21 protein-coding genes and 1 other RNA gene are annotated in these 25,495 nt (G+C 69.2%); 12 read left to right on the forward strand and 10 right to left on the reverse strand.

Annotated elements, in window-relative coordinates:
• Positions 1 to 72: 72 nt before the first annotated feature.
• Positions 73 to 705, reverse strand: a complete 633-nt coding sequence (locus tag ACFYWY_RS00795; RefSeq protein ID WP_389178389.1) for a response regulator — start codon at positions 703 to 705, stop codon at positions 73 to 75.
• Positions 695 to 2,041 carry a sensor histidine kinase gene (locus ACFYWY_RS00800; protein WP_389177503.1) on the reverse strand — a complete coding sequence of 449 codons (1,347 nt, stop codon included), beginning with the start codon at positions 2,039 to 2,041 and terminating at the stop codon, positions 695 to 697. Before ACFYWY_RS00800 ends, ACFYWY_RS00795 begins: the two co-directional genes overlap by 11 nt.
• A gap of 262 nt (positions 2,042 to 2,303) precedes the next feature.
• Between ACFYWY_RS00800 and ACFYWY_RS00805 the strand changes: the two genes are divergently transcribed.
• From ACFYWY_RS00805 to ACFYWY_RS00815, 3 genes are all read left to right on the forward strand, one after another.
• Complete coding sequence (locus ACFYWY_RS00805; protein ID WP_389177505.1) at positions 2,304 to 3,167, forward strand: MaoC/PaaZ C-terminal domain-containing protein; 864 nt, start codon at positions 2,304 to 2,306, stop codon at positions 3,165 to 3,167.
• Between the two features lie 125 nt (positions 3,168 to 3,292).
• Positions 3,293 to 4,378, forward strand: a complete 1,086-nt coding sequence (locus ACFYWY_RS00810) for a Zn-dependent alcohol dehydrogenase (protein WP_389177507.1) — start codon at positions 3,293 to 3,295, stop codon at positions 4,376 to 4,378.
• 10 nt (positions 4,379 to 4,388) lie between these two features.
• Entirely contained in the window at positions 4,389 to 5,330 is a 942-nt protein-coding gene (locus ACFYWY_RS00815) for a 3-oxoacyl-ACP reductase (RefSeq protein ID WP_389177510.1), read from the forward strand.
• Between the two features lie 493 nt (positions 5,331 to 5,823).
• On the opposite strand, the gene ACFYWY_RS00820 is transcribed toward ACFYWY_RS00815, so the two are convergent.
• Positions 5,824 to 6,987, reverse strand: a complete 1,164-nt coding sequence (locus ACFYWY_RS00820) for a hypothetical protein (protein WP_389177513.1) — start codon at positions 6,985 to 6,987, stop codon at positions 5,824 to 5,826.
• 313 nt (positions 6,988 to 7,300) lie between these two features.
• Here ACFYWY_RS00820 and ACFYWY_RS00825 point away from each other — a divergent pair, with 313 nt between their 5' ends.
• Genes ACFYWY_RS00825 through ACFYWY_RS00840 form a run of 4 tightly spaced genes read left to right on the forward strand, consistent with a single transcriptional unit; the run spans position 7,301 to position 11,147 of the window.
• Entirely contained in the window at positions 7,301 to 8,137 is an 837-nt protein-coding gene (locus tag ACFYWY_RS00825) for a Nif3-like dinuclear metal center hexameric protein (protein WP_389177516.1), read from the forward strand.
• Positions 8,134 to 8,877 (forward strand): zinc ribbon domain-containing protein, encoded by a 744-nt coding sequence (locus tag ACFYWY_RS00830; protein WP_389178392.1) that lies wholly within the window; start codon positions 8,134 to 8,136, stop codon positions 8,875 to 8,877. The genes ACFYWY_RS00825 and ACFYWY_RS00830 overlap by 4 nt, the downstream gene beginning before the upstream one ends.
• A gap of 8 nt (positions 8,878 to 8,885) precedes the next feature.
• The gene (locus ACFYWY_RS00835; RefSeq protein ID WP_389178395.1) at positions 8,886 to 10,256 is read left to right on the forward strand and encodes a bifunctional RNase H/acid phosphatase; all 1,371 of its coding nucleotides are present in this window, start codon (positions 8,886 to 8,888) and stop codon (positions 10,254 to 10,256) included.
• A gap of 12 nt (positions 10,257 to 10,268) precedes the next feature.
• Positions 10,269 to 11,147, forward strand: coding sequence for a GNAT family N-acetyltransferase (locus ACFYWY_RS00840; protein WP_389177519.1), 879 nt, complete (start codon positions 10,269 to 10,271; stop codon positions 11,145 to 11,147).
• Here the strand turns inward: ACFYWY_RS00840 and eda are convergent.
• Both eda and yaaA read right to left on the reverse strand, forming a co-directional pair.
• Positions 11,140 to 11,781 (reverse strand): bifunctional 4-hydroxy-2-oxoglutarate aldolase/2-dehydro-3-deoxy-phosphogluconate aldolase, encoded by a 642-nt coding sequence (gene eda, locus ACFYWY_RS00845; protein WP_389177522.1) that lies wholly within the window; start codon positions 11,779 to 11,781, stop codon positions 11,140 to 11,142. The two genes, ACFYWY_RS00840 and eda, sit on opposite strands and share 8 nt — an antisense overlap.
• Positions 11,782 to 11,840: 59 nt before the next feature.
• The gene (gene yaaA / locus ACFYWY_RS00850; protein WP_389177525.1) at positions 11,841 to 12,641 is read right to left on the reverse strand and encodes a peroxide stress protein YaaA; all 801 of its coding nucleotides are present in this window, start codon (positions 12,639 to 12,641) and stop codon (positions 11,841 to 11,843) included.
• A 101-nt stretch (positions 12,642 to 12,742) separates the two neighbouring features.
• Here yaaA and ACFYWY_RS00855 point away from each other — a divergent pair, with 101 nt between their 5' ends.
• Positions 12,743 to 14,185: an RNB domain-containing ribonuclease gene (locus ACFYWY_RS00855; protein WP_389177528.1), complete on the forward strand. Its 1,443-nt coding sequence runs from the start codon at positions 12,743 to 12,745 to the stop codon at positions 14,183 to 14,185.
• Here ACFYWY_RS00855 and ACFYWY_RS00860 read toward each other — a convergent pair.
• On the reverse strand, positions 14,136 to 14,822 hold the full coding sequence (locus ACFYWY_RS00860; RefSeq protein WP_389177531.1) for a hypothetical protein: 687 nt from the start codon (positions 14,820 to 14,822) through the stop codon (positions 14,136 to 14,138). The two genes, ACFYWY_RS00855 and ACFYWY_RS00860, sit on opposite strands and share 50 nt — an antisense overlap.
• A complete protein-coding gene (locus ACFYWY_RS00865; RefSeq protein WP_389177533.1) occupies positions 14,819 to 15,592 on the reverse strand; it encodes a MerR family transcriptional regulator in 774 nt (257 codons plus the stop codon). Before ACFYWY_RS00865 ends, ACFYWY_RS00860 begins: the two co-directional genes overlap by 4 nt.
• Positions 15,593 to 15,772: 180 nt before the next feature.
• On the opposite strand from ACFYWY_RS00865, the gene rnpB reads away from it, so the two are divergent.
• Both rnpB and ACFYWY_RS00875 read left to right on the forward strand, forming a co-directional pair.
• Positions 15,773 to 16,177, forward strand: an RNA gene (rnpB, locus tag ACFYWY_RS00870) — RNase P RNA component class A.
• Between the two features lie 644 nt (positions 16,178 to 16,821).
• Positions 16,822 to 17,643, forward strand: a complete 822-nt coding sequence (locus tag ACFYWY_RS00875) for a hypothetical protein (RefSeq protein WP_389177536.1) — start codon at positions 16,822 to 16,824, stop codon at positions 17,641 to 17,643.
• A 550-nt stretch (positions 17,644 to 18,193) separates the two neighbouring features.
• Here ACFYWY_RS00875 and ACFYWY_RS00880 read toward each other — a convergent pair.
• Complete coding sequence (locus ACFYWY_RS00880) at positions 18,194 to 19,387, reverse strand: hypothetical protein (protein WP_389177538.1); 1,194 nt, start codon at positions 19,385 to 19,387, stop codon at positions 18,194 to 18,196.
• A 298-nt stretch (positions 19,388 to 19,685) separates the two neighbouring features.
• Here ACFYWY_RS00880 and ACFYWY_RS00885 point away from each other — a divergent pair, with 298 nt between their 5' ends.
• Positions 19,686 to 20,993, forward strand: a complete 1,308-nt coding sequence (locus ACFYWY_RS00885) for a hypothetical protein (RefSeq protein WP_389177541.1) — start codon at positions 19,686 to 19,688, stop codon at positions 20,991 to 20,993.
• Between the two features lie 158 nt (positions 20,994 to 21,151).
• Here ACFYWY_RS00885 and ACFYWY_RS00890 read toward each other — a convergent pair whose 3' ends face one another.
• Both ACFYWY_RS00890 and ACFYWY_RS00895 read right to left on the reverse strand, forming a co-directional pair.
• Positions 21,152 to 22,111, reverse strand: a complete 960-nt coding sequence (locus tag ACFYWY_RS00890; RefSeq protein ID WP_389177544.1) for an NAD-dependent epimerase/dehydratase family protein — start codon at positions 22,109 to 22,111, stop codon at positions 21,152 to 21,154.
• A gap of 11 nt (positions 22,112 to 22,122) precedes the next feature.
• Positions 22,123 to 23,418, reverse strand: coding sequence for a nucleotide sugar dehydrogenase (locus ACFYWY_RS00895; RefSeq protein WP_389177547.1), 1,296 nt, complete (start codon positions 23,416 to 23,418; stop codon positions 22,123 to 22,125).
• 344 nt (positions 23,419 to 23,762) lie between these two features.
• Between ACFYWY_RS00895 and metG the strand changes: the two genes are divergently transcribed.
• The gene (gene metG, locus ACFYWY_RS00900) at positions 23,763 to 25,487 is read left to right on the forward strand and encodes a methionine--tRNA ligase (protein WP_389177550.1); all 1,725 of its coding nucleotides are present in this window, start codon (positions 23,763 to 23,765) and stop codon (positions 25,485 to 25,487) included.
• The last annotated feature ends 8 nt before the right edge of the window (positions 25,488 to 25,495 follow it).

Below are 25,495 nucleotides of genomic sequence, written 5' to 3' on the forward strand. Positions count from 1 at the left end.
TGGGGGGTACCTCCCCACGGCCGCCAGGCCGTGGGGGGAGGGCGGGGTGGGGAACAAGCCCGCCGCGGGCGCCTACAGCCAGCCCTGCTGACGTGCCGCCCGCACCGCCTCCATGCGGTTGCGCGTGCCCGTCTTGCCGATGGCCGACGACAGGTAGTTCCGTACCGTCGACTCGGACAGATGCAGCGCAGCGGCGATGTCGGAGACCGTCGCTCCGTCCACCGCGGCGTTCAGGACATCCCGCTCCCGCGCGGTGAGCGGACTCGGTCCCGCGCTCAGCGCCGCCGCGGCCAGCGCCGGATCGATCACGGTCTCGCCCGTCAACACCCGCCGGATCGCCGCGGCCAGCTCCTCCACCGGCCCGTCCTTGACCAGAAACCCCGCGGCCCCGGCCTCCATCGCCCGCCGCAGATACCCGGGCCGCCCGAAGGTCGTCAGGATCAGCACCCGGCAGTCGGGCACCTCGTTCCGCAGGTCGGCGGCCGCGTCGAGCCCGCTGCGCCCGGGCAGTTCGATGTCCAGCAGCGCGACATCGGGCCGCGCCACGAGCGCGGCGTCCACGATCTCGTCACCCCGGCCGACCTGCGCGACGACCTCGATGTCCTCCTCCAGCCCGAGGAGCATCGCGAGCGCGCCGCGCATCATGCCCTGGTCCTCGGCGAGAAGTACACGTACGGACTTGCCGGGCCGGTGGTCACGGGGCATCTCTTCCACGACGCAAGGGTATGGCGGACAGATCGCCCCGGCACTGCTCAGTCGGGCGCACTCGTTCCGCACCCCGTACCGCGTCCACCGGCAGTTCCGCGCTCACCCGAAAGCCGCCCCGGGGCGACGGGCCTGCATCCGCGCTCGCAACCGGGCCCGCATCTGCGCCCGCACCCGCGCCGGCAACCGGGCCCGCCACCAGTGAGCCGCCGGCCGCCGAGAGGCGCTCGCGCAGACCTTTCAGCCCGCTGCCGGGCGTGCCCGACCCGACGCCCCGGCCGTCATCCGTGATCACCAGACGGGCCCGTTCGGGGGTTCCGGTGACCTCGATCTCGCAGCGCGACGCCTTGGAGTGGCGTACGACATTGGTGACGGACTCGCGGACCACCCAGCTCAGCAGTGCCTCGGACTGGGGCTCCAGCGGCTGCCCCGACTGCCGTACGACCGGCTTGATGCCGACCGTCGCGAGGATGTCGCGGGCCCGGTCGAGCTCCGTCGCCAGGCTGCCTTCGCGGTAGCCGGTCACCGCCTCCCGGATCTCGGTGAGGGCCTGGCGGCCGACCGTCTCGATGTCGGTGATCTGGACGATCGCGGCGTCCATGTCCCGCGGGGCCAGCCGGCGGGCGGCCTCCGACTTGACCACGATGACCGAGAGGGTGTGGCCGAGCAGATCGTGCAGGTCGCGGGAGAAGCGCAGCCGCTCCTTCTCCACCGCCGTACGGGCCAGCTCCTCGCGCGTCGCGCGCAGCTCCTTGACGGTCTCGGACAGGGCGAGGATCGCGGCGGTCACCATGCAGGAGATGAACGTGCCGTACGCGACATTGACCGCGCCCCAGCCGTCCCGCAGCCCGGCGATGACGCCGGCCAGGGCGCTCAGGCCGAGCCCGACCGGGCCGAGCGGCTTTCCCCGTACGACGGATCCGGTGGCCAGGCCGAGCAGCGGGAAGAAGAGCAGCCAGCTGCCGCCGTAGCCGATCGCCAGAGCGCAGGTGATGGCGGCCATCGCGACCAGCAGCCAGGCAGTGGCGGGCGCTTCCCGCTTCTCCTTCACGAAGGCGCGGAAAACCACGCTGATGTAGAGGGAGTTGAAGGCCAGCAGGCCGATGCCGCCGACCCACGGGTTCGGGGTCTTGCCCTGCAGCAGGTTGGCGAAGGCTCCCATGCCCATCAGCAGCCACGGCAGCAGGGCGTAGCCGGGCGGGCCCACCCCCTCCGGCGGCTGTGCGGCCTTCTTCAGCTTCAGCACCACTCCGCTCCTCGGCTCGCCGGTCCTCGCGGACCGACGGTACGAGACCCGCGCTGTCCGCGTCTGCGTCTGCGGCTGTGTATGCGTCATGCGGATCACGCTACGGACGGGGAACAGGGCTCCGGCAGATGCGCATGTACGCACTCGGCAGTGACAAATGTCCCGGGTGCGGTTGGTTCTGACATGGCGTCAGCAGTCTTCACAAGTAATGGGGGCTGCGTTATACATATGGCCACCGACTCCTAGAACGCGTTCTAGAACCGCTCAGGGGGCGGCCCCGTACGACCTCGGTGCGGCCGACGGTGCGGACGGCCGCGCCGAGGTCTTCCACTCATCAGGGAGCAGCATCCTCATGCCCATCGATGCCGCCAAGGCCGTCGCCGCCGAGCCCCGCAGCGCCAGGATCAGCTGGGGCCACAAGGACGTCCAGCTCTACCACCTCGGCCTCGGCGCGGGCGTCCCCGCCACCGACCCCGACGAGCTCCGCTACACCCTCGAGTCGAAGCTCCATGTGCTGCCGAGCTTCGCCACCGTCGCGGGCTCGGGCCTGGGCGTCGTCAGCGGGCTCTTCGGACCCGGCCTCGACGTCGACCTGGCAGCCGTGCTGCACGGCGGGCAGAGCATTCGGCTGCACCGGCCGATCCCGGTCGAGGGCAGCGCCGTATCGACCTCCAAGGTCGCGGCCGTGTACGACAAGGGCAAGGCCGCGATCCTCGTCCTGCGTACCGAAGCGGCCGACGACGAAGGCCCGTTGTGGACGAGCGACGCCCAGATCTTCGTACGCGGAGAAGGCGGCTTCGGCGGCGACCGCGGGCCCTCGCCGCGCATCGAACTCCCCTCCCGAGAACCGGACAAGACCGTGGAGAAGACGGTCCGGGAGGACCAGGCGCTGCTCTACCGGCTCTCCGGCGACTGGAACCCGCTGCACGCCGACCCCGAGTTCGCCGCGCGCGCCGGCTTCCAGCGGCCCATCCTGCACGGGCTCTGCTCGTACGGCATGACGCTCAAGGCGGTCGTCGACACGCTGCTCGGCGGGGACGTCAGCCGTGTCCGCTCGTACGCCACCCGCTTTGCCGGGGTGGTCTTCCCCGGCGAGACCCTGCGTATCCGGATGTGGTCCGGCTCGCCGGAGTCCGACCACGTCCAGGTGGCGGTGAGCGCCGTCGAGAGGGACGACGCCCCGGTCCTCGCCGACACCGTCGTCGAACGCGCCTAGAAACAAGCCGCGAGCACGCCGAGAGCACGCGGAGAGCACGCGGAGAGCACGTCGAAGGCACGCCTGGGGCACGCCCAGTGCACGCCTGGAACACGCCCAGCCATCCGTACGAGAGGAGCCGCACCGTGCGCGCAGCCGTACTGCACGAGACAGGGCAGGACAAGCTCGAGATCCTCGACGACGTCGAGGCGGTGGGGTTCGGCCCGGGCAAGGTCAAGATCCGGGTCCGGGTCACCGGACTGTGCCACTCCGACATCTCCGCGATGAACGGCGTGCTGCCGCAGCCCGCGCCCTTCGTCCCCGGGCACGAGGGTGCCGGCGAGATCATCGACGTCGGCGACGGCGTCACCGGTCTCAAGCAGGGCGACCGGGTGCTGCTGTGCTGGCTGCCCGCGTGCGGCGTCTGTCCGGCCTGCAAGCGCGGCCAGACCGAACTGTGTCTGGCCGGCTTCATGAACGCCGGCACCCCCAACTTCAAGCGCCCCGGTGCCAGCCCCTCTGACGTGTTCGGCTTCGCCGGCACCGGCACCTTCACCGAGGAGGTCGTCGTCGACGCCGCGTGCGCCGTGCCGATCCCCGACGACGTGCCGTTCGACATCGCCGCGCTCATCGGCTGTGGAGTGACCACGGGGCTCGGCGCGGCCATCAACACCGCGGACGTGACGGCCGGTTCGTCGGTCGCCGTCATAGGCTGCGGCGGTGTCGGCATCTCCGCGATCCAGGGCGCGCGGCTCAAGGGCGCGGCCCAGATCGTCGCCGTCGACCCGGTCGGCACCCGGCGCGAAGCCGCGCTCAGATTCGGCGCCACCGAGGCCGTGTCGCCCGACGGACTGGCCGACGCCAAGCAGCGCGTCACCGCGGGCGAGGGATTCGACTACGTCTTCGAAGTCGTCGGCAAGTCCGTCACCGCGCGCACGGCCTACGAGACGACCCGGCGCGGCGGCACCCTGTGCATCGTCGGCGCCGGCGCCATGGACGACTTCCTCCAGCTCAACATGTTCGAGCTGTTCTTCGACGAGAAGCGGATCCTGCCGTCGATGTACGGCGGCGGCGACGTGCTCACCTCGTACGAACGGGCCATCGCCCTGTGGCGGGCGGGCCGCATCGACCTCGAAGGGCTGATCACCCACCGGGTGCGGCTCGCGGAGGTCAATGACGCCCTGGCCCAGATGCGTACAGGCGAGGCGCTGCGCACCTGCATCGAGATCTGAGAGGGCTTTGATGTCACTGCCACTTGAGGGCCTGTCCGCGATCGTCACCGGGGCGGGCCGCGGCCTCGGGCGCGCCGAAGCGCTCGAACTCGCCCGCCTCGGCGCGAGCGTCGTCGTCAACGACTACGGCCGGCCGGGCCGGGACGGCTCGGGCGAGGCGTCGGCGACACCGGCGGAGGAGGTCGCAGAGGAGATCCGCGCGGCGGGCGGCTCCGCCACCGCCCACCACGGCGACGTCTCCGACTTCGCCCAGGCCCGCGACCTGGCCGGGCTGGCGGTCTCCACGTACGGAAAGCTGGACATCCTGGTCAACAACGCGGGCATCCTGCGCGACCGGATGGTCTTCTCGATGAGCGAGAGCGAGTGGGACTCGGTGATCCGCGTCCACCTCAAGGGGCACTTCAACACGACTCATTTCGCGTCGGTGCACTGGCGCGAGCGCTCCAAGGCATCCGGGGCACCGGTCTACGGGCGGATCGTCAACACCTCCTCGGAGGCGTTCCTCGCGGGCTCGGCGGGCCAGCCGAACTACGCGGCGGCCAAGGGCGGCATCGTCGGCCTGACCACTTCGACGGCGCTGGCGCTCGCCAAGTACGGGGTCACGGCCAATGTGATCTGCCCGCGCGCCAGGACCCGGATGACGCAGGACGTGTTCGCCGGCTTCGGACAACCGCAGGACGGCGGGCTCGACCCGCTGGCGCCGGAGCATGTCTCTCCGCTGGTGGGCTACCTGGCCTCGCCCGCGGCGGCGAAGGTCAACGGGCAGCTGCTGGTCGTGCACGGCGGGATGGTGGCGATCGTCGAACGCCCGAGGGTGGCGGCGAAGTTCGACACCGCGAAGGAGGCGTTCTCGTACGACGAGCTGGATGCGGTGCTGACAGCGCACTACGCGGACCGCCCGGCGAACGAGACGTTCGCGGCGGCGGAGGTGCTGACCCTGAAACGGGGCTGACCGGCGCCGCCGGTAGCTGTCTTCGTCCAGGGGGATGGATTCCAGGGGATCCCCAACGGCCTTCAAAGCGAACGCCGGACGGGCGGAAATCCAGCCCTTTGGGGGTCCCCCCGGACGAAGTCTGGGGGAGTTTGAGGAGTGGGGGTCCCCCATACCCGAAGGGCTATGGGGGAGGTCTGGGGCGGAGCCCCAGGAATCCGCGTCAGGCGCTGCGAACCCCCTCCGGCCGCCGGTGGCGGCCAAGCGCGGGAGTCGCAGACTCCTCCGTCGTCGCCGCACCGCCCCGGTGCTTTCCGGCGCCGCCGGCTTCGGCCCGCTCTGCGGCCGCAGGCTGCGGACGCTCCTGGGTCGTGTCGGTTCGGGCTTGAGACATGTGGGAAGTCACCCCGTTGTGATCGCTGATTACCTGTCGCAAGGCACCCCTGCCACACCTGCGAACCCCCGTCACCGTCGACGTCCGGTCGGTGCGGCCGCGTAGCCCCGGCCCGAGAGTTTAACCAGGGGACCCGCCGTCGGTGAGAGGTGCCTGCTGCAGAGGAACCGGCTTGTACACAATGGAAGTCCCGGTACCCCAGGATGATTCCCCACCAGGCCATTTCGACGGTGCAGGTTCTGTGATCACCCTCGTATCCGTGATCACATCCGGTACGAGCGCGTCCGCCGGACCGTCGATCCGCGCCATCCCGCACGGCACCGCCCTGGTGGCGTAAGGGAGTTGCAGGACGCCCTCCCGGCTCCACAGGCCGGCCCCCGCCAACCACCCATCGGGAGCCGCCAGTTGATGCAGCCGCCGTCCCGAGGGGCGCCACACCCCCAGCCAGCTCCCCGCCGCGCCGTCGATCCGCAGCGCCACCGCGCAACTCTCCGGCATCAGCACCTGCCCCGGCTGTACGGCGAACGGCGTCACCGCGCAGTCCGCCAGCCGCAGGCACTCGGGAAAGCGGACCGGCCGCATGCTCCCCAGCACGCCCCAGCCGAGCAGGTCGTGGCCCGGCGCGTTCGAGCGGATCAGCAGCAGGCCGCTGTCCATGTCGGCCAGCAGCAGCCGGTCGTCGCTGTCGTCCGTGATCTGCAGCAGCGGCGTCACCTCCCCGCCCCGCTCCAGATCGACCGCCACCGCTTTCACCGGGCCGCCGCCCAGCCGCCGGTCCAGGGCCAGTATCCGCCCCGCACGGTCCAGCCAGACCCCGCCGGAGCAGCGGCCGGGCACCTCGGCGACAAGCTCGGGGCCGAACGCCCCGCCCGCCACCAGCCAGACCGCCGTCGACTCCGCGCCGGGCGCCAGGGCGTACGCCCTCTTGCCGTCCGGCGCAGGCGGAAGCAGCCGCAGCTCGGCCGAATCGATGGCGCCGAGCGGCAGTTCGCCCGTCCCCGGCCCGGTCGGATACAGCAGCGCGAAGACATGCAGTCCCGCCACCCGCCGCCGGATCAGCACCCGCCCGTCGGCCAGTGGCAGCACCTCGGCTTCGCGCTCCTCGGGCTGGTCCAGCGGCAGCGGCACGGCGTAGGGCTCGGGCCCGAGCGTCCACCGCTCCGGGAACAGGGCCTGACGGCTCCCTGCCAGCCGGGCCGCGTATGCGCCGTCCGCGGTGATCGTGATCCCCGTACGCCCCACCGCCCCGTCCTCCGTGGCGGTCTCGATGGCACAGGCTGTCATCGGTCAGTCACCTCCGGCAACCGAAGCTAGGTATCGCACTTCCTGCCGAACAACACGTGACTCACCACTTCACACATATGGGGGTCAATGCCCGGATTCTCCTGAGGGGAAGGGGGCGAGTGTGCTCAGCGGGAATGCCGATGGCTGAAGTCAGGTCCCCCTAAGTGCTGGATCAGAAGCACGTCATGTCCCTACCCCGCCGAGGACAAGGCCCTCGGACGTCCTCCGGCGCTTCCTGGTCAAGTGGCCAGCCTTCCTGGCCGAGTGACCAGCGCAGGCCGCAGGGGCACTGAGGACAGGTAGCCTTTCCCTCGTGCCCCGTCTGTCTGAAGTTCTCGCCGCGCTCGACGCCCTGTGGCCCGCCGAGCGGGCCGAAGAGTGGGACGCGGTCGGTACGGTCTGCGGCGACCCGGACGCCGGGATCAGCCGCGTGCTGTTCGCCGTCGACCCCGTCCAGGAGATCGCCGACGAGGCGATCGAACTCGGTGCCCAGCTGATCGTCACGCACCACCCGCTCTATCTGCGCGGTACGACGACTGTCGCGGCCTCCACCTTCAAGGGCCGCGTCGTGCACACCCTGATCAAGCACGACATCGCCCTGCATGTCGCGCACACCAACGCCGACACCGCCGACCCCGGAGTGTCCGACGCCCTCGCGGGCGCGCTCGACCTGCGGGTCGTACGCCCTCTGGTGCCGGATGCGACGGACCCGCACGGTCGCCGCGGCCTCGGCCGGATCTGTGAGCTCGACCACCCCGAGACACTCGGCGAGTTCGCCGCGCGCGCCGCCAAGCGCCTGCCCGCCACCGCGCAGGGCGTCCGCATCGCGGGCGACCCGGACGCCGTGGTGCGTACGGTCGCGGTCAGCGGCGGCTCCGGCGACAGCCTCTTCGACGTCGTACGGGCCGCGGGTGTGGACGCGTTCCTCACCGCCGATCTGCGCCACCACCCGGCGTCCGAGGCGGTACAGCACTCACCGCTGGGACTGGTCGACGCCGCGCACTGGGCCACCGAGTGGCCCTGGTGCGAGCAGGCCGCGGCCCAGCTCGACGCGATTTCCGACCGGCACGGCTGGGGCCTTCGGGTCCACGTCTCGCACACGGTCACCGACCCCTGGTCCTCCCACCATTCTTCTGGAGCCCCCAACTGAACGCCTCGCCCGCCGACCAGATCCGACTTCTCGACGTCCAGTCCCTCGACTCACGGCTGTCGCAGCTTGCCCACAAGCACAGGTCGCTGCCCGAGCACGCCGAGATCGAGTCGCTCGGCAAGGACCTCACGCAGCTGCGCGACCTGCTGGTCGCCGCACAGACCGAGGAGAGCGACACCGCCCGCGAGCAGACCAAGGCGGAGCAGGACGTCGACCAGGTGCGCCAGCGCTCCGTCCGCGACCAGCAGCGCCTCGACTCGGGCTCCGTCACCTCGCCCAAGGACCTGGAGAACCTGCAGCGCGAGATCGTCTCGCTCGCCAAGCGCCAGGGCGACCTGGAGGACGTCGTCCTCGAGGTCATGGAGCGCCGTGAGTCCGTGCAGGAACGTGTCTCCGAGCTGACCGGACGGGTCTCCTCGGTCCAGGCCAAGCTCGACGACGCGACCGCGCGCCGGGACGCCGTCCAGGAGGAGATCGACGGCGAGGTCGCCTCGCTCACCAAGGAGCGCGAAGTCGTGTCGGGCTCCGTGCCGGCGGATCTGCTCAAGCTGTACGAGAAGCTGCGCGTCCAGCAGGGCGGGGTCGGCGCGGCCCGCCTCTACCAGCGCCGCTGCGAGGGCTGCCAGCTGGAGCTGAACATCACCGAGGTGAACGAGGTCAAGGCCGCGTCTCCGGACACGGTGCTGCGCTGCGAGAACTGCCGGCGCATCCTGATCCGTACCTCTGAATCGGGGCTGTAGTGCCGGAACTGCGGGAGTTCGTCGTCGAGGCGGACGGCGGCTCCCGGGGAAATCCCGGCCCCGCCGGATACGGCGCGGTCGTGCTCGACCCGAAGACGGGGGAGACGCTCGCCGAGACCGCCGAGTACATCGGCGTCGCTACGAACAACGTCGCCGAGTACAAGGGCCTGGTGGCGGGGCTGAAGGCGGCCAAGGCCCTCGACCCCCAAGCGTTGGTCCGGGTCCGGATGGACTCCAAGCTGGTCGTCGAGCAGATGTCGGGCCGCTGGAAGATCAAGCACCCGGACATGAAGCCGCTGGCGGCAGAGGCGGCGCGCGTCTTCCCGGCTTCTCAGGTCACGTACGAGTGGATCCCGCGCGAGAAGAACAAGCACGCGGACCGGCTGGCCAACGAAGCGATGGACGCGGGCAGGAAGGGCAGGCAGTGGGAGCCCTCGCGCTCCACGGCGGAGCTCGACGCACGCGACGCGGAGGCGGCGAGGGTGGTCGGCGACGCGACGGCGGGCGCGGCGAGGGCGAGGGCGGCGCTGACCGGTACGACGGGCGGCGCGGGCGCGGGTGCGCCTGCGGCTGCGGGTCGCGGATCCGGCGTCGCGCCCCAGCTCGGGCCCGGGCGCGGACTGTCCGGCGGCGTCGTGACCGACGGGTCCGCGGCCGAGGCGGTCACGGTCCGCGCCGAGCCTGTGGCCGGAGCCGAGGAGGCCGGTGAAGCCGCGCCGACCGCACCGTCCGTCGGGTGGGGCCCCGCCGACCTCGGCGCACCCGCCACCTTTGTGCTGCTCCGCCACGGCGAGACCCCCCTGACCCCCGAGAAGCGTTTCTCGGGCAGCGGCGGGACCGACCCTTCACTCTCCCCGGCGGGCCTGCGCCAGGCCGAGGCGGTCGCGGCCGCCCTCGTGGCGCGCGGCACCGTCCAGGAGATCGTCAGCTCCCCGCTGAAGCGCTGCCGCGAGACCGCGGAGACCGTCGCGGCCCGCCTGAACCTCGATGTCCGCATCGAGGACGGCCTGCGCGAGACGGACTTCGGCGCCTGGGAGGGCCTGACGTTCGCGGAGGTCCGCGAGCGGTACGGCGACGACCTCGACGCCTGGCTCGCCTCTGCGAAGGTCGCCCCGACGGGCGGCGGAGAGAGCTTCGCGACGGTGTCGCGGCGGGTCTCGGCGACCCGCGACAAGCTGATCGCCCGATACGCGGGCCGCACGGTCCTGCTGGTCACCCATGTCACGCCCATCAAGACCCTTGTCCGACTGGCGCTGGGAGCCCCGCCGGAGTCGCTGTTCCGGATGGAACTCTCCGCGGCGTCGGTCTCGGCGGTGGCGTACTACTCGGACGGCACGGCATCGCTGCGGCTGCTGAACGACACGTCGCATCTGCGCTGACGCGATGACGCGATGACCTGGCAACTGACCGAAGACGTCGAGGAGTTCCGCCGGGCCGCCGACGACTGTCTGACCCGCGACCCCGTCGGCAGCACCGCCCTGCTCACCGTCAGCGAGACCGTGCGGCGGCACGGGCCGCATGCGTACGGGAACGCGGAACCCGCCCGCTTCGGATGGTGGCGGGACGGGAACGCGAACGGGGACGGGAACGCGAACGCGAACGGCGGCCACGTGGCGGGCGCGTTCGTGCAGACGCCGCCCCTGCCGCCCCTGCTCGGGCCGATGGCCGAGCCGCTCGCCCGCGCGCTGGCGCGGACGCTGCGGGCCGCCGGGATCGGACTCAGCGGTGTGCGGGGCGGAGAGGCACACACGTACGCCTTCGCCGACGAGTGGGCGGGCGCGCAGGGCTGGACCGTCGACGCCCGGCTGCGGCTCTTCCGGCTCGGCAGCCTGACGCCGCAGCGGCCCGCGCCGCCGGGCGCCGCGCGCCGGGCCACCTCCGCCGACGTGCCGCTGGCCGCCGCCTGGATGCGTGCCTTCGCCGCCGACATCGGTGATTCCTCCGACGCGGACCAGACCGGGAACGTCTCCCGCCGCATCGCCGACGGCTGCCTGTACCTGTGGGAGACGGATGGGCAGCCGGTGTCCATGGCCGCCCGCTCCCCGCTGCTCGCCGGGCAGTCCCGGGTCTCGCCCGTCTACACCCCGTCCGGGCTGCGCGGACGGGGATACGCCGGTGCGGTCACCGCCGCCGTGAGCCGCGACGCGCTCGACGCCGGGGCCGAACAGGTGCTGCTTTTCGCGGACTTGGCCAACCCCACCAGCAACGCCCTGTACGAGCGCCTCGGTTACCACCCGCTCGCGGACTTCGTGGACCTCGACTTCAGCTGACCCGGCCGCGCAGCGCGGCGGCCCCGGCCGCCAGTGTCTCGACCCCCGCCCAGTCCTTGGCAGCGATCGCGTCCGCCGGCAGCATCCACGTACCGCCGACGCAGCCCACGTTCCGCAGCGCCAGATACGAGGGCGCGGAGGCGAGCGAGATCCCGCCCGTCGGGCAGAAGCGGGCCTGGGGCAGCGGACCCGCAAGGGACTTGAGGAACGCAGTGCCGCCCGCCGCCTCGGCCGGGAAGAACTTCATCTCGCTCACCCCGCGCTCCAGCAGCGCCACGACCTCCGAGGTCGTCGACACCCCGGGCAGGAACGGCACACCCGACGCCTGCATCGCGTCGAGCAGCCGGTCCGTCCACCCGGGGCTCACCAGGAACCGCGCCCCGGCCGCCATCGCGGCGTCGGCACCGTCCGCCGAGATCACCGTGCCCGCGCCCACCACCGCGTCCGGCACCTCGGCCACGATCGCGCGGATCGCGTCCAGTGCGGCCGGCGTCCGCAGCGTCACCTCGATCGCGGGCAGACCGCCCGCGACCAGGGCACGCGCGAGCGGTACGGCATCGGCGGCGTCGTCGATGACGACGACGGGGACGACCGGCGCGAGGTCGAGCACGGTGGGCAGGGCAGAGGTGGTCATGCCGTCATCCTGCCCGTCGTCCGCAGCATGCGCAAAGGGCATTGCATATGCTGCAATACCTAGTGGATCTGGTTCACCACCACGTCCAGCGCCCATGCCTTCCCGGCCCTGCCCGGGGCCTGCGCCTCCACCACGTAACCCAGATCCCGCAGCGCCTCCACCAGCTCGCCGGGCCCCACCGGCTTCGCGCCCGCCGTCAGCAGGTCCCGTACCAGCCGGCCCTTCGTCGCCTTGTTGAAGTGGCTGACCACAGACCGCTTCTCCACCCCGTCGACCAGCTGCGAGTGCAGCACCCGCACCGTCGCCGTACGCCCGGCGACCTCGCCCTTCGGCTTCCACGCCGCCGCATAGGCGGAGGACCGCAGGTCGAGTACGAGCCCGTCACCCGCGGCCTGAGGCACGGCGGACTCCATGGGCTCGCGCCAGTACGCCCCGAGTGCGCCAAGGCCCGGCAGCTTCACCCCCATCGAGCAGCGGTACGACGGAATCCGGTCGCCGACCCGCACCGCGCCCCACAGCCCCGAGAAGACCAGCAGCGACTTGCGGGCCCGGCGCCGCGCGTCCGGCTCCAGCGTCGCCAGCCCGAGCGCGTCGTAGAGCACACCCGTGTAGATCTCCCCGGCCGGCCGGGTCCCAGCGGTCCGCAGCTCCACGTTCTTCGCGATCTCGCCGCGCAGGCCCTCGCTCAGACCGAGTACTTCCCGCGCCTTCTCCTCGTCGGCGGCGCACAGTTCGACCAGTTCGTCCAGCACCGCGGCGCGCGCCCCGGCAAGGCCCGGCAGCGACAGTGACTCCGGCTTCAGCGGAGCCCCGCGCCCGGAAGCGGCCTTACCCTCCGACGGCGGCAACAGCACGAGCACGGCAAGTCTCCTTCGTACGTACGGGGACGGGGGTGCGGCCCCCGCGCCAGCCTACGGTCATCCGGGGTGCCGTCCGCCCGGCACCGCCATACGCTCGGTCCATGCCCCGCCGCCATATGCATGTGACCGGAGCAGCCGAGGCTCCGCTGCGGGCCGCCCTGCGAGAGCTGCGTACGACGCTCGGCGTGCCGGCGGACTTCCCGGCGCAGGTCCTCGCGGAGGCGGAATCGGCAGCCAGGACCCCGCGTCTGCCCGACCGCGACGCCACCGGCATCCCCTTCTTCACCATCGATCCGCCGGCCTCCGTCGACCTCGACCAGGCGATGTTCCTCGCCCGCCGCGAGGCCGGGGGATTCAGAGTCCACTACGCGATCGCCGACGTCGCCGCCTTCGTCGCGCCGGGCGGCGCGCTCGACGCCGAGGCCCACCGCCGGGTGCAGACCCTCTACTTCCCGGACGGAAAGGTTCCGCTCCATCCGGCGCGGCTCTCCGAGGGCGCGGCCAGCCTGCTGCCCGGCCAGACCGCGCCCGCGCTGGTCTGGCAGATCGACCTCGACGCCGAGGGCCGGGCCGTCAGGTCCGAGGTGCGGCGGGCCCTCGTGCGCAGCAGGGCCAGGCTCGACTACGAGGGCGTGCAGCGGCAGATCGACGCGGGCACCGCCGAGGAGCCGCTTGCGCTGCTCAAGGAGATCGGACTGCTGCGCGAGACGCTGGAGAGCGAACGCGGCGGGATCTCCCTGAACGTCCCCGAGCAGGAAATCGTCGAGCGGAACCACTCGTACTTCCTCGAATACCGCGCCCCACTCCCTGCAGACGGCTGGAACGCCCAGATCTCCCTGCTCACCGGCATGGCCGCGGCCGACCTCATGATCGCGGCGGGCACCGGCATCCTGCGCACCCTGCCCACCGCCCCGGACGGCGCGGTGGCGCGGCTGCGCCGCTCGGCGAAGGCGCTGCACATCGACTGGCCGCACCATGTCTCGTACGCCGAACTGGTCCGCTCTCTCGACCCGCACAACACCCGCCACGCCGCCTTCCTGCAGGAGTGCACAACCCTCCTGCGCGGCGCGGGCTACACCGCCTTCACGGGCGGTGCGGTGCCCTCGCCCGCGGTCCACGCGGCGGTGGCCGACGAGTACACGCACTGCACCGCGCCGCTGCGGCGTCTGGCCGACCGGTACGCGGGCGAGCTGTGCGTGGCCGCGGTGGCGGGACAGGAGCCGCCGGAGTGGGTCGCCGCCGCGCTGGAGGCCCTGCCGAAGGAGATGGCGGACGGCTCCCGGCGTGCGAACACGGTGGAGCGGGAGTGCGTCGACATCGTCGAGGCGGCGCTGCTGAGGGAGCGGGTCGGCGAGGTCTTCGACGCGATCGTGGTGGATGTGCACGAGCGCGAACCGGCCGTCGGCACGGTCCACTTGGAGGACCCGGCGGTGGTGGGGAGGGTCGAGGGCGGCGAGTCGAAGCTGCCACTGGGGGAGCGGCTGCGGGTCCGGCTCACGCAGGCGGACCCGGGGTCGGCGAAGGTGCTGTTCGTGCCTGAGTAAGGGCCGCGACGAGGGCGGTGACGAGGGCCTTCGGATCGTCGGCGTGGAAGCGGACTGTGTGCGCGCTCCCTCGCCTGCCGAGCGGCCGTACGAAGTCGACGGGCGCCGCCAGCTCTACGGTCACGGTCGTCTGACCCGCGACGATCAGTTCCAGCGACCCGTCCTCGCGCGGCTGGATCAGCCTCCCGTCGGGGAAACGGCGGTCCACGCGCGCGCGGACGATGTCCTGCCGCTGTATCCGCAGGTCGAACAGGGCGCCGTAGCGGATCCTCAACGACCCGTCCGCGCCCAGCACATGGGGCCGCGTCACACAGGCGGCGTGCATGGCGATCATCAGCAGCACGCCGTACACATCGATGACGAGTGTGATCGCGTGGACCAGCGGCCAGCGAATCAGCACCGCGAGCGCCACCGTTTCGACGACCGATACGAAAATGAACCCGTACATCAGGGCGGTCTGCGGCCCGGTGTACGCGGCCACGTGCGCGCCCTTGCCGACGCCGTGCCGCCGACGGACTATCCAGAGCCCGAGGCTGTGGGCCGCCCGTAGTTCGTGCGCGAGCAGCCTGCGCAGGGCGGTGGGCATGAGGGCGAGAGCGGCGTCGCGCAGGGCGAGGGCCGGTCGGGCGGCCCTCATCGGAGCTCCTCGGCGCGGGCGGTGAGCACGGTCAGCATCCGTCGTACGGCGGCGGCCTGCGCGGGCGCGAAGTCGGCCAGGAACGCCTCGCCGAACGCGCTGTCGGTCTCCTTTGGCGCCCCTCGCATCAGGTCGAGCAGCTCGTCCGGCATGCTCGCGGCTAGCTCGTCTCCGAGCGGGCCGATGCGAGGGTCGTCGACCTCCGCGTCGGAGAGGGCGTCGAGGCGTTCGTACAACTGCTGCACCCGCAGGGCGGTTTCCGGGTCCTCGGCGAGCGGTCGCAGCGCCGCGAACAGCCGGTCCCGCTGCTCCGGCTGCACGATGGTGTCCAGCAGTGACAGGTGGGCGCGGTCCTTGGCGGCCATCGGAGAGTCGCTCGGCGTGAGCGCGCCGAGGAGCCCGGCGAGCTCCGGTGACACCGGGCCCTCGGCCGGCAGCCGTCCCTCCCCGGCCTGCTTGATCAGATGGCCGAGCCGGATACGCCGCTCGGCGATGGCGTCCTGCTGCCGGGCGAGATCGTCGTCGAGCTCTCGCAGCACCTCGGCGAGCTCGCGCCCGGCGTCGTCGGCGAGCACGTCGCGTACCTCGGCGAGGCCGAGGCCGAGCTCGGTGAGCCGGCGGATCCGGGCGAGGGCGACGGCGTGCTGGAGGCCGTATTCGCGGTAGCCGTTGGGCAGACGCTCGGGCTCGGGGAAGATGCCGAGGTGGTGGTAGTGGCGAACGGTGCGGGGGGTGACGCCGGCGAGCGCGGCGATCTCTCCGATCCTCACGGGGCTCAGTACAAACCATGACGCTGCGGCAAGGTCAAGGAGACTCCTGCCGGCTGGACCTTGATGGCCGGACGGGGGGCCGCGTGGACGGCGCCGCGTGGACGGGGCCGCGTGGCCTGGGCGACCGCCTCCGTGGGCTTTGTCCCCGCACACGCCGGGTACCATGGTCACCACGGCAGACGAGCCGGGCGGACGGCCGCGTGGAGATCTTCTGGATCTCCCCGAGGAACGTCCGGGCTCCACAGGGCAGGGTGGTGGGTAACGCCCACCCGGGGTGACCCGCGGGACAGTGCCACAGAAAAGAGACCGCCGGGGACCTCGGTCCCCGGTAAGGGTGAAACGGTGGTGTAAGAGACCACCAGCGGCTGAGGTGACTCAGGCGGCTCGGTAAACCCCACCCGGAGCAAGGTCAAGAGGGGCCGCTGTAAAAGGCGGCCCTGCGCGGACGTTCGAGGGCTGCCCGCCCGAGTCCGCGGGTAGACCGCACGAGACCGGCGGCAACGTCGGTCCTAGATGGATGGCCGTCTCCCCGGCCGCCGCGAGGCGACCGGGCGACAGAACCCGGCGTACAGCCCGACTCGTCTGCCGCTGCCTGCAGCTTTGCCTCGGACAGGGCCTCTGACCTGCGTCGGAGGCCCTTTCCGATCTTTCGATGGCTTGCTACGTTAGGCGGCGAAAAGTCCCTCCGAAGTCCCTCAGACAGCGCTGAAAGTCCCTGAAAAGTCCCAGGAGCAGAGGGGCGGGCGATGCCTCTGAGCTGGTTCGGATCGATGGGGCATGACGCTCTTGCTCTACCCCGACGGCTTTGCAACTGCCGCGTGGTAGGACGTGGTCTGCGGTGGAGTGTTTGTGGTCTGAGGTCGGTGCACTCGTAATGTGTAGGTCTCGGGTTCGGATCCCGAAGTCGGCTCCAAAGAGGCCCAGGTCAGACGTGCTCTGGCATGGGCCTTTTGCGCACCGTGACTGCACGTTCCCACGACACTCCGGCCCGACAGCCGCTCCTGAAGGTCGCCGGTGGACAACCGGTGGACAGGCGCGCAGCGAGCGTGCAGAGCGGTGGACGGGCGGACGTACGAGAACCGGACTGTCGTGCCAGAGGCGACGGGGCTGCGAGGCCCCGAACGCCAGGCTGCCAGAAGCAGCGCTGTTCGGGGTTCCTGTAAATCGAGGGAACCGAGACGGCGACTGGTGAAGAATCAGCCGGAGGCATTACTACGGAGGAGCCGGTCGTGAACGTTATGCGCTTCGATGCCGGAGTCGGGGACTTCACCCTCGACGTCCAGGAGGAGAGCATCCAGCTTCTCAAGGGCATGGGCATGATCTGCCTGCAACTGGGGCTGGAAGTCAAGGCCCCACCCGCCCAGGAGGTCGGCAGGTTCCTTGCCCTTCAAGCTGACCTCTACGGCATTCATGGGTCGTACCAGCGGATGCTCCTCGGCCGGGTGACCGAGATGCTGCCGTTCACACCGGAGACCGGCATCGAGCGCCGCACCCTGAAGTTCTTGCTCACCGGCGCTCAGCTCCACGCGATCAACGAGGCTCGCGACGGCGACCTTCGCATGGAGCTTGAGGTGACAGGGACGCTGCCCCAAGCAACCGGCTACCCCGGGAGCACGACGGAAGTGCTGCACTTCAGCGTTGCGAAAAGCCGCTGGATTGACCAGCTCAATGCCCTCGGCCCGTCGATTGCCTTCGAGATGACGGTGCCCTTCCCGTTGGAGGACGACCCCCGGGCCGAGCCTGCACAGCACCTGCGGTCCGCGCAGCGGCGGCTGCTTGAGAGCGACCTCGACGGCGCGATTCTCGATGCCCGCCGGGCCCTTGAGTGGATCAGGCTCCACAGTGGTTGGACCTGGCCCCTCAATAAGGACAGTCGTCTGCGGTTGCAGGATGAACGGTGGGCGGCGATCCGCTCGGTCGTTGAGGACCAGGCGAGTGGATCGGTGCACGCGGATGCCGTTACCTCGGCTTTTAAGTACAGCCCGGACGAGGCGAAGGCGCTGATCGGCATCGCCGCCGCGCTGCTCACTGTGGTCGACAAGCCAGTCTGAAGTCGGTGGTCGGCTCGATCCGGTGGGGAATGAGTCGTGATGAGTCGGTCGCGCATGAAACTCCATCGCTTCATCAAGGTCTGATTGCTGGTACGACGCCGTCGTTGCCGCTGGCTGCGAGGTCGAGCCGGTCGGCGGCTAATTGCGGGACCGGCTACTGGCCCTGGCCGGCCCGCAAGCGGGCCGTCAGCGAGCGCTGGCAGGGCGAGATCAATCAGACTCGCACGGGGGCTCAAACTCGCGTTTCTCGGCGGCTGTACGGCCCCGACTCCTTTAACGTCTTCCGCGGGCGAGGCTCTGTCCACCTGACCACTGATCACCAGTTCGGTTCGGCTTCGTGTCGTGTCGGGGCGCGTGGTGGTTTTGGACAGGAGTGGGCAGCGCCGTGACACGCGCGTCGCGGCGTTGCTGAACCGAGCGACTCCGTATGCCAGGCACTGAGGACGTCATGGCTGATCGTTCGGGGCCCCGTGGCGTGTTCGGTGCCGGTCAGGTGGGTGAGCAGACGAGCGGCAGACGTCGGCCACCTGCCCGTGCGCTGCGTTGCCCGTTACACTGCGGGCAGCTCAAATGGAGCTGACGCTTTCCCGATTGAGAGCCCGAGCATGAGCGCGCCTTCGAGTGCCGTGAAGAGTGTGAGAAGCTGTTCGCGCTCTTCTGGTGAACCAGTGTCGGCGTGCTTGATTTTTTGCAGTCTGTTCCGGGTTGATACCACAGCCCGGGCGATCATTTCGTGAATCAGGCTCGGTCCTTCACTCTCATCGTGTTCGGTGGCAGGTCGAAGCACAGAACCGCCGCCGTAGACAAAGCACAAGGCCTCGCCGTATTTGGTCGGCTTCCTTTTTTGATCCTTGTCAAAGTGCGTGAGCTCCGGTTCGTTGGGAAGGTTGGCATCGACCCATTCCAGTACGGCGTGAGGCGGATACGCCTCACCCATGATTCTGTCGATGAGTTCGATGAGCGAGTTCGCTGCCTGCGAGGTGCCGTCCTCGGAGTACGTGAGAGCAGCTCGCGCACCCTTGATCTTCCTGATGAGGGGGGAGTTCGCGCGCTCCACCCGCTTGGCTGATGCTTCCGCAACCAGGCTGCGGAACTGGCTGACAAGGTCCGCCGCGCCCTCCATCTTCCAGGCGGTGACGTCGCTGTTCGTGGCGGCCGTGACTTCCATGGGGAGTTTGGCAAGGACTTTTTCGCCAAGTAACCCGTCCAGACTGATGACCAGGTGCACGACGTTGAGTGCGGCGAAATCGGCTTTGCTCTTGGCTTTCAGTTGGTCTTTCGTCAGGGTGCCGACAGAGTCGCTCCACGCGACGGCAAATGGCATAGCGCCGCGCACGATGCGTCTGAGCGCCAAGGCTGCTACGGCAACGTCCTCTTTCAATGCTTGTATGAGCAGTCGGTACCGCGCAGCCCCGAGGAGTCGCAAGGCGAAATCTCGGTACCCGTCATTCTTGTACTTCTCCACCCATATCTTTGACTTCCCGTCCTGGAAGTCTTTCACCATGCCCTCGAAACCCTCTTCCAAGGCGCTGGTGTCGGCATCTTCGAAGTACTTCTCGATACGCTCCATCCAGGGCTGAGAGTTGTCCGAATCTGTCAGCAGCTTGCAGATCGACACAGCCACTTCGGCCGCAAGGATCGTCGCCTCGTCTATTCGCAATGTGGAGAGTAGCGACGGGTTCAGGCTCCGGGCATAGGTAGCAAACCGGGACTGGTAGGTGCCGATCGAAGTGGACTGCTGCACTGTGGTTCGCCTCGCTTCACCGGAACGCGCTCATCACAAAGTTACCTGTGAAGATCCGGCGATGATAACGAATTTGACGGTGCAGCTGCCGGTCACCAACCCCCCTGAGCGGCGCAGTGCTCGCCTTCGCACACGCCCCCACTTCCCATGAGCGCCACACCTCACGGGCAGCTCTGGCCCCTTCAGAGCACGCGTGGAGGCTCGCAGCAGTACGAGGTCCGTCACTGGCCGTTGTGCTGACGGCCGGTGTGTGGTCCGTATCGCCGGTACGGTCGCTCTGTACCAGAGGGGGCTGCTGATGAGTAAGAAAGTCGTGACACTGCCGGACATCCCCGGGGCAGGCGACGAACTCGAGGACTACATCGCCGCGCTGTTCCAGGCGTCCGGCCACTTCGTGGAGAAGCAGATCGTGGAGTCCGACCCGGCGGACCTCCTCGAACTCGACATCTTCACCACCGACTACGCGCCCGAGGAGATGGCGCAGCGGCTCATCGAGGTCAAGGGTGGGAAGTGGGGTTACACCGACCTGTTCAAGGTGGTCGGCTGGATGAGGTACCTGGAGCTTCAGCACGGCGCCTTCTTCGTCACCAAGTGGGACGATCGCGCATCCGCGCCGCGCAAGATGGAGCCGCTCGGCCTGGATGTCGTCTGCTTCGATGACTTCACAACCGCCCCGCAGCACTTCGAGGACAAGGGCTTCGGATCCTTCGTGGACCCCAAGCTCATCGACTTGTGGCGGCACTCGTACGGCGTCGAGCGCAAGTTCGTCAAGACCATCCTCCATCAAGCAAAGGCGAGGGCCGACGGAGCCAGGGCGGCGAAGACCTATCACCGCCAGATCAACAACGGCACCTTCTTCGCCAGGACCCCAGAGGAGTCCCTGGCGATGCTGTATGAGGCATATGGAGAGCACCCCAAACTGACGCTTGGTTACGCACGCGAACTCGACGGGGGCGGCTTCGACCCACACTCGGCATCGACCGACAGCGCGAGTTGTAAGGCGGCCCTGCAGGAGGGCAAATACCCAGAGCTCCAAGCCTGCATGTACTTCGAACACCGGGCCCGACTCGCCATCCTCAAGGCTGCCGTGGACTACGCGCTCGCGAACCCGGACGGGCCGCCGGAGCTGGGGATGTCGGAGGACGGGAAGTTCTTCTTCTTTCGAGGGCTGACGTACCACGCCCTGCCGACGACGTTCCACGACGGCATGGACTGGCTGCGGCAACAGCCCAACTTCCGGCGCTACGCAGCCTTCTGGCAGCAGTTTCTCTGGGGATGGGGAGGGTTCTGCCTCGACGACCGGAAGGACCAGGAGTTCGCGTGGATGTCGAGGTACTCCGGCATCCCGGCAAGCGAGATCCCAACAGCACTCGAGGCCTTCGACCGCTTCTTCCCCATACCGAACGGCTGGTTCGTCACGCCGGGGCCGACGGACATTCACATGCTCAAGATGGTCCCGATGGTCTTCCAGGGAATCGGCGCCCACCATCGACGCGTCCAGTACAGCCTGGGCGACAACCTGTCCACGCTCAACCCAAGCGCCCAGTATACGCTCAGCGACCTTGGCAAACGCATCAACTGTGCGGTTGACTTCCTGCTCTCGTAGGCGGTATTGACCATGCACACTCCCTTCGCGGTCAGGTCGATCGGTGATACCGACGGCGGCGCGAGGCCGGTTGCGAGCTCACCGCTTGAGGTCGCCGACCCGGTAGAGGAGTTCGGCACCGCGCATGCCCGCCGGAGCTGGGAAGGGACCAGAGGTCCCTATTGGACACTCTGGCGACAAGGACCCGCGATCGAGGTGCCAAGCCAATCGATCGTTGCTGAGATGCCCTCCAGTATCGGTACAGGCTTCACGGCCGGGAAGAGCGCTCGCAGGCGTGTGCCGTCGGCCTGGGAATGGGGGACATCTCCCACGCGAGTGGCCGTGTGCTTCCTCAGAGCACGGATTCCGGTTGTGGCCTCGATCGCAGGAATCAGGTCCAGAAGGGGCAGACGTGTCCCGAAGGCCAGGTTCACAGGACGAGATTCGACAACCCGGCGCAGCAGCGCGTCGGTGAGTACACGGCAGACGGAACCCACGTACGTGAAGTCCCGCGTCTGAGTGCCGTCACCGTGCACGGTGACGGGCTGGTCGGCGAGCGTGGCGCTGATCCACTTCGGGATGACCGCGGCGTAGGGATGGTCGGCGCGCTGGCCGGGGCCGTAGACGTTGAAGAAGCGGAAGGGCAGGACTGGCAGGCCGTAGCTGTGGTGGTACGCGCCCAGGTATGCCTCGGTGGCGAGTTTGGTGACCGCGTACGGGCTCATCGGGGCGGTGGTGAGGTCCTCATGCTTCGGGAGGTGCGGGTTCGCGCCGTAGACGGATGACGAGGAGGCTGCGATCACGTGCAGGTTGCCGGCGCGGCGGGCGGCTTCGAGGACCTGGAGGGTGCCGGTCGCGTTGGCGTGGTGGCTGGCCAGCGGGTCCTTCACGGAGCGCGGTACGGACGGCAGAGCAGCAAGGTGGACGATCGCGTCCATGCCGTGGAACGCCTGATCCAGTAGAGCGGCGTCCTGGATGTCGCCTTCGAAGAAGTGGACGTCGAGGCCGGCGATGTTCTCCTTGGAGCCGGTGGAGAGGTTGTCGATCACCCGGATCTCTGCGATCTCGGGGTGCTCCGACAGGGTCCTAGTGAGGTTGCTGCCGATGAATCCGGCGCCGCCGGTGATCACGATGTTCACGTGGCTTCCCTTCAGAGAGAGTCGACGTGTGCGCCGACGAGTCGGCGGCGGCAGTCGAGGATGTATGGAGCGTGTGCGGTGATCGCTGGGTAGTCGAAGGCGTCATGGTCGGCGAGCAGGACGACGGCGTCAGCCGCCGCGAGACGCTCGGGGGTCACGTTGACGCGCTGGACGGTTTCGAGATTGGCGGCACGGGGGTGAGCGTTGTCGACGACGTGAGGGTCGGCCGCCTGGACCTCGGCGCCCATTCCAGTGAGCAGTTCGGCGATACGCGCTGCTGGGGTTTCCCTGGCATCTCCGGTGTTGGCCTTGTAGGCGAGGCCGAGCAGCAGAATCCGGGATCCGTTGAGAGCCTTCTTTCGCTCGTTGAGACCGTCGACGAGGCGGCGGACCACGTAGTCGGGCATGTGGTTATTCACGTCGTTCGCCAGCTCGACGAAGCGGAAGTTGCGCCCCAGGGTGCGCTGAACGCGCCAGGACAGATACGACGGATCGATGGGCAGGCAGTGGCCGCCGACGCCGGGGCCCGGGGTAAAGCGCATGAACCCGAACGGCTTGGTGGATGCAGCGTCGATGGCTGCCCAGACGTCGATGTCCAGTTCGTGGGCGAAGATCGCGAGCTCGTTGGCGAGGGCGATGTTCACGTGCCGGAAGGTGTTCTCCAGCAGCTTCGTCAGTTCTGCCTCCTTGCAGCTTGCGACCGGCACGATCGTGTCGACGAGGGACGCGTAGAAGCGGTGAACTGCTTCCGTGGAAGCGGTGTCGATGCCGGAGATGACCTTCGGGGTGTTCTCCAGCGTCCAGCTCGGATTGCCGGGGTCGATGCGTTCGGGGCTGTAGCCGAGGTGGAAGTCGACTCCGGTGATCAGACCGGATGAGCGCTCAAGTAGCGGACCGAAGAGCTCCTCAGTGGTTCCCGGATACGTGGTGGACTCCAGGACGACCGTCGCTCCCCGCCCAAGGTGGCGGCCGAGCATCCGGGCCGCATCCTCTACATGAGACAGGTCCGGCACCCCGTCGCGCAGTGGCGTCGGGACGGTGACGATTGCGATGTCGAAGTCCGCGCAGTCGGAGCTGTCGATGCTCGGACGGTAGACGCCGGATGCGAGGAGCGGGGCCAGCCGTGTATCCGGGATGTCCTCCACGTACGACTCTCCGAGCATGAGGTGCTTCACCCGCTGCACGTCAACATCGAGGCCCACGACAAGGTGTCCCACTTCGGCGGCCCTGACCGCGAGCGGCAGCCCCACGTATCCCTGGCCCACGACGACCACGCGGAGCTGCGAGGACTCGGAATCTTCGATCATGCTGTCCACCTCATTGGAATCGTGTGAGGGCAGTGCATGCGGATCTCTGGCGCGGGGGCGGTTGTGGTGGCCCTAAGATGGGGAGTGCCTCGGCCGTACGAGACTCGCTTGGCCGCCTGTCTCGGACGGCCGAGCGCCTTTTCGGCCCCACCCCGGCACCCCTGAAAACCCGTGGGAAGGGCGTTGCCCGGATTCGATACGATGGCGGCAGCTTGCAGCCTCGATCCGTCACCGTGCGTGATATCCCCATGCGGCCTGAGTGGTCGCGTCGACTGCAACCTCCCGACTTGGGCCCGCCGTGGCACTGTCACCGGCGCCGTACGTACGAAATGGAGCATCCGAGGATGGCTCGACACCTGGTCACCAGCGCGCTTCCCTACATCAACGGGATCAAGCACCTGGGCAACATGGTCGGGTCGATGCTTCCGGCGGATGTGTACTCCCGGTACCTCCGCCAGCGCGGCCACGACGTCCTCTACATCTGCGCCACCGACGAGCACGGCACGCCGGCCGAGCTGGCCGCCAAGGAGGCCGGGCTGTCGGTCGCCGAGTTCTGTGCTCAGGCCCACGACGTGCAGAAGGCCGTGTACGACGGGTTCGAGCTGGCTTTCGACTACTTCGGACGCAGCTCGTCGCAGCAGAACGTCGAGATCACCCAGCACTTCGCGCGCAGGCTGAACGAGAACGGGTTCATCGAGGAGCGGGCGATCCGCCAGGTGTACTCGCCCGTCGACGGCCGCTTCCTGCCGGACCGGTACGTCGAGGGCACCTGCCCACACTGCGGCTACGACAAGGCCCGCGGCGACCAGTGCGAGAACTGCACCCGTGTGCTCGACCCGACCGACCTGATCAACCCGCGCTCGGCGATCAGCGGCTCCACGGACTTGGAGGTCCGGGAGACCAAGCACCTCTTCCTGCTCCAGTCCAAGCTCCAGCACGAGGTCGAGGAGTGGATCAGCTCCGTCAGTGCGCAGTGGCCGCACCTGTCCACGTCCATCGCTCGCAAGTGGCTGACTGAAGGTCTCCACGACCGGGCGATCACTCGGGACCTGGACTGGGGTGTCCCCGTCCCGGCCGACACCTGGCCGGAACTCGCGGCCGAGGGCAAGGTCTTCTACGTCTGGTTCGACGCCCCGATCGCCTACATCGGCGCGACGAAGGAGTGGGCGGACGCCGCCCCAGACAGTGAGACCCGGGACTGGAAGTCGTGGTGGTACGAGGCCGACGACACCGTCCGCTATACCCAGTTCATGGCGAAGGACAACGTCCCCTTCCACACCGTGATGTTCCCGGCCACCGAACTGGGTGTCCGTGAGCCGTGGAAGAAGGTCGACTTCGTCAAGGGCTTCAACTGGCTGACGTACTACGGCGGCAAGTTCTCCACCTCCCAGAAGCGCGGAGTCTTCACGGACGCCGCCCTGGAGCTGCTGCCCGCCGACTACTGGCGCTACTTCCTGATCGCCAACGCTCCCGAGTCCGACGACTCCTCGTTCACCTGGGAGCACTTCTCCGCGACGGTCAACAAGGACCTGGCCGACACCCTCGGCAACTTCGTCAACCGAGTCCTGTCCTTCTCGCGGAAGCGGTTCGGCGATGCCGTCCCAGCGGGCCACACGGCCGCTGAGGCGGAGGCGAAGCTGGGCGAGGAGATCGCTCGGCTGCTCGCCGAGTACGAGGAGCACATGGAGGCCCTCCAGTGCCGCAAGGCCGCAGCGGCGCTGCGCGCCCTGTGGTCCGCGGGCAACTCCTATCTGGAAGAGAAGGCCCCCTGGCTGGAGATCAAGACCGACCCGGACGGCGCCGCTCTGACCCTGCGTACGGCGATGAACCTCATCCACCTGTACGCAGTCGTCTCCGAGCCGTTCATCCCTGCGTCGGCCGCCGCCATGCGCGGAGCCTTCGCGCTGGAGGGTGACACCGCGACTTGGGTGACCGCCGAGCAGGCAAAGGCCCTGGACACGGTCCCAGCCGGTGCCGCCTTTACCGTGCCGCCGGTGCTCTTCGCGAAGATCACGGAGGAGGACCTGGAGTCCTACCGTGACCGCTTCGGTGGCGCCGAGACCGCCTGACCGTAACC

This window comes from Streptomyces sp. NPDC002870 (assembly GCF_042888505.1).
In the GTDB taxonomy this organism is placed as follows: Bacteria; Actinomycetota; Actinomycetes; order Streptomycetales; family Streptomycetaceae; genus Streptomyces.

Excerpts from the sequence above, each read along its gene's own strand:
- metG (WP_389177550.1), top strand. The coding sequence starts at position 23,763 with ATGGCTCGACACCTGGTCACCAGCGCGCTTCCCTACATCAACGGGATC.
- ACFYWY_RS00820 (WP_389177513.1), bottom strand. The coding sequence starts at position 6,987 with ATGACAGCCTGTGCCATCGAGACCGCCACGGAGGACGGGGCGGTGGGG.
- ACFYWY_RS00795 (WP_389178389.1), bottom strand. The coding sequence starts at position 705 with ATGCCCCGTGACCACCGGCCCGGCAAGTCCGTACGTGTACTTCTCGCC.
- ACFYWY_RS00805 (WP_389177505.1), top strand. The coding sequence starts at position 2,304 with ATGCCCATCGATGCCGCCAAGGCCGTCGCCGCCGAGCCCCGCAGCGCC.
- ACFYWY_RS00855 (WP_389177528.1), top strand. The coding sequence starts at position 12,743 with ATGCCCCGCCGCCATATGCATGTGACCGGAGCAGCCGAGGCTCCGCTG.
- ACFYWY_RS00860 (WP_389177531.1), bottom strand. The coding sequence starts at position 14,822 with ATGAGGGCCGCCCGACCGGCCCTCGCCCTGCGCGACGCCGCTCTCGCC.
- eda (WP_389177522.1), bottom strand. The coding sequence starts at position 11,781 with ATGACCACCTCTGCCCTGCCCACCGTGCTCGACCTCGCGCCGGTCGTC.
- ACFYWY_RS00885 (WP_389177541.1), top strand. The coding sequence starts at position 19,686 with ATGAGTAAGAAAGTCGTGACACTGCCGGACATCCCCGGGGCAGGCGAC.
- ACFYWY_RS00815 (WP_389177510.1), top strand. The coding sequence starts at position 4,389 with ATGTCACTGCCACTTGAGGGCCTGTCCGCGATCGTCACCGGGGCGGGC.
- ACFYWY_RS00800 (WP_389177503.1), bottom strand. The coding sequence starts at position 2,041 with ATGACGCATACACAGCCGCAGACGCAGACGCGGACAGCGCGGGTCTCG.
- ACFYWY_RS00840 (WP_389177519.1), top strand. The coding sequence starts at position 10,269 with ATGACCTGGCAACTGACCGAAGACGTCGAGGAGTTCCGCCGGGCCGCC.
- ACFYWY_RS00895 (WP_389177547.1), bottom strand. The coding sequence starts at position 23,418 with ATGATCGAAGATTCCGAGTCCTCGCAGCTCCGCGTGGTCGTCGTGGGC.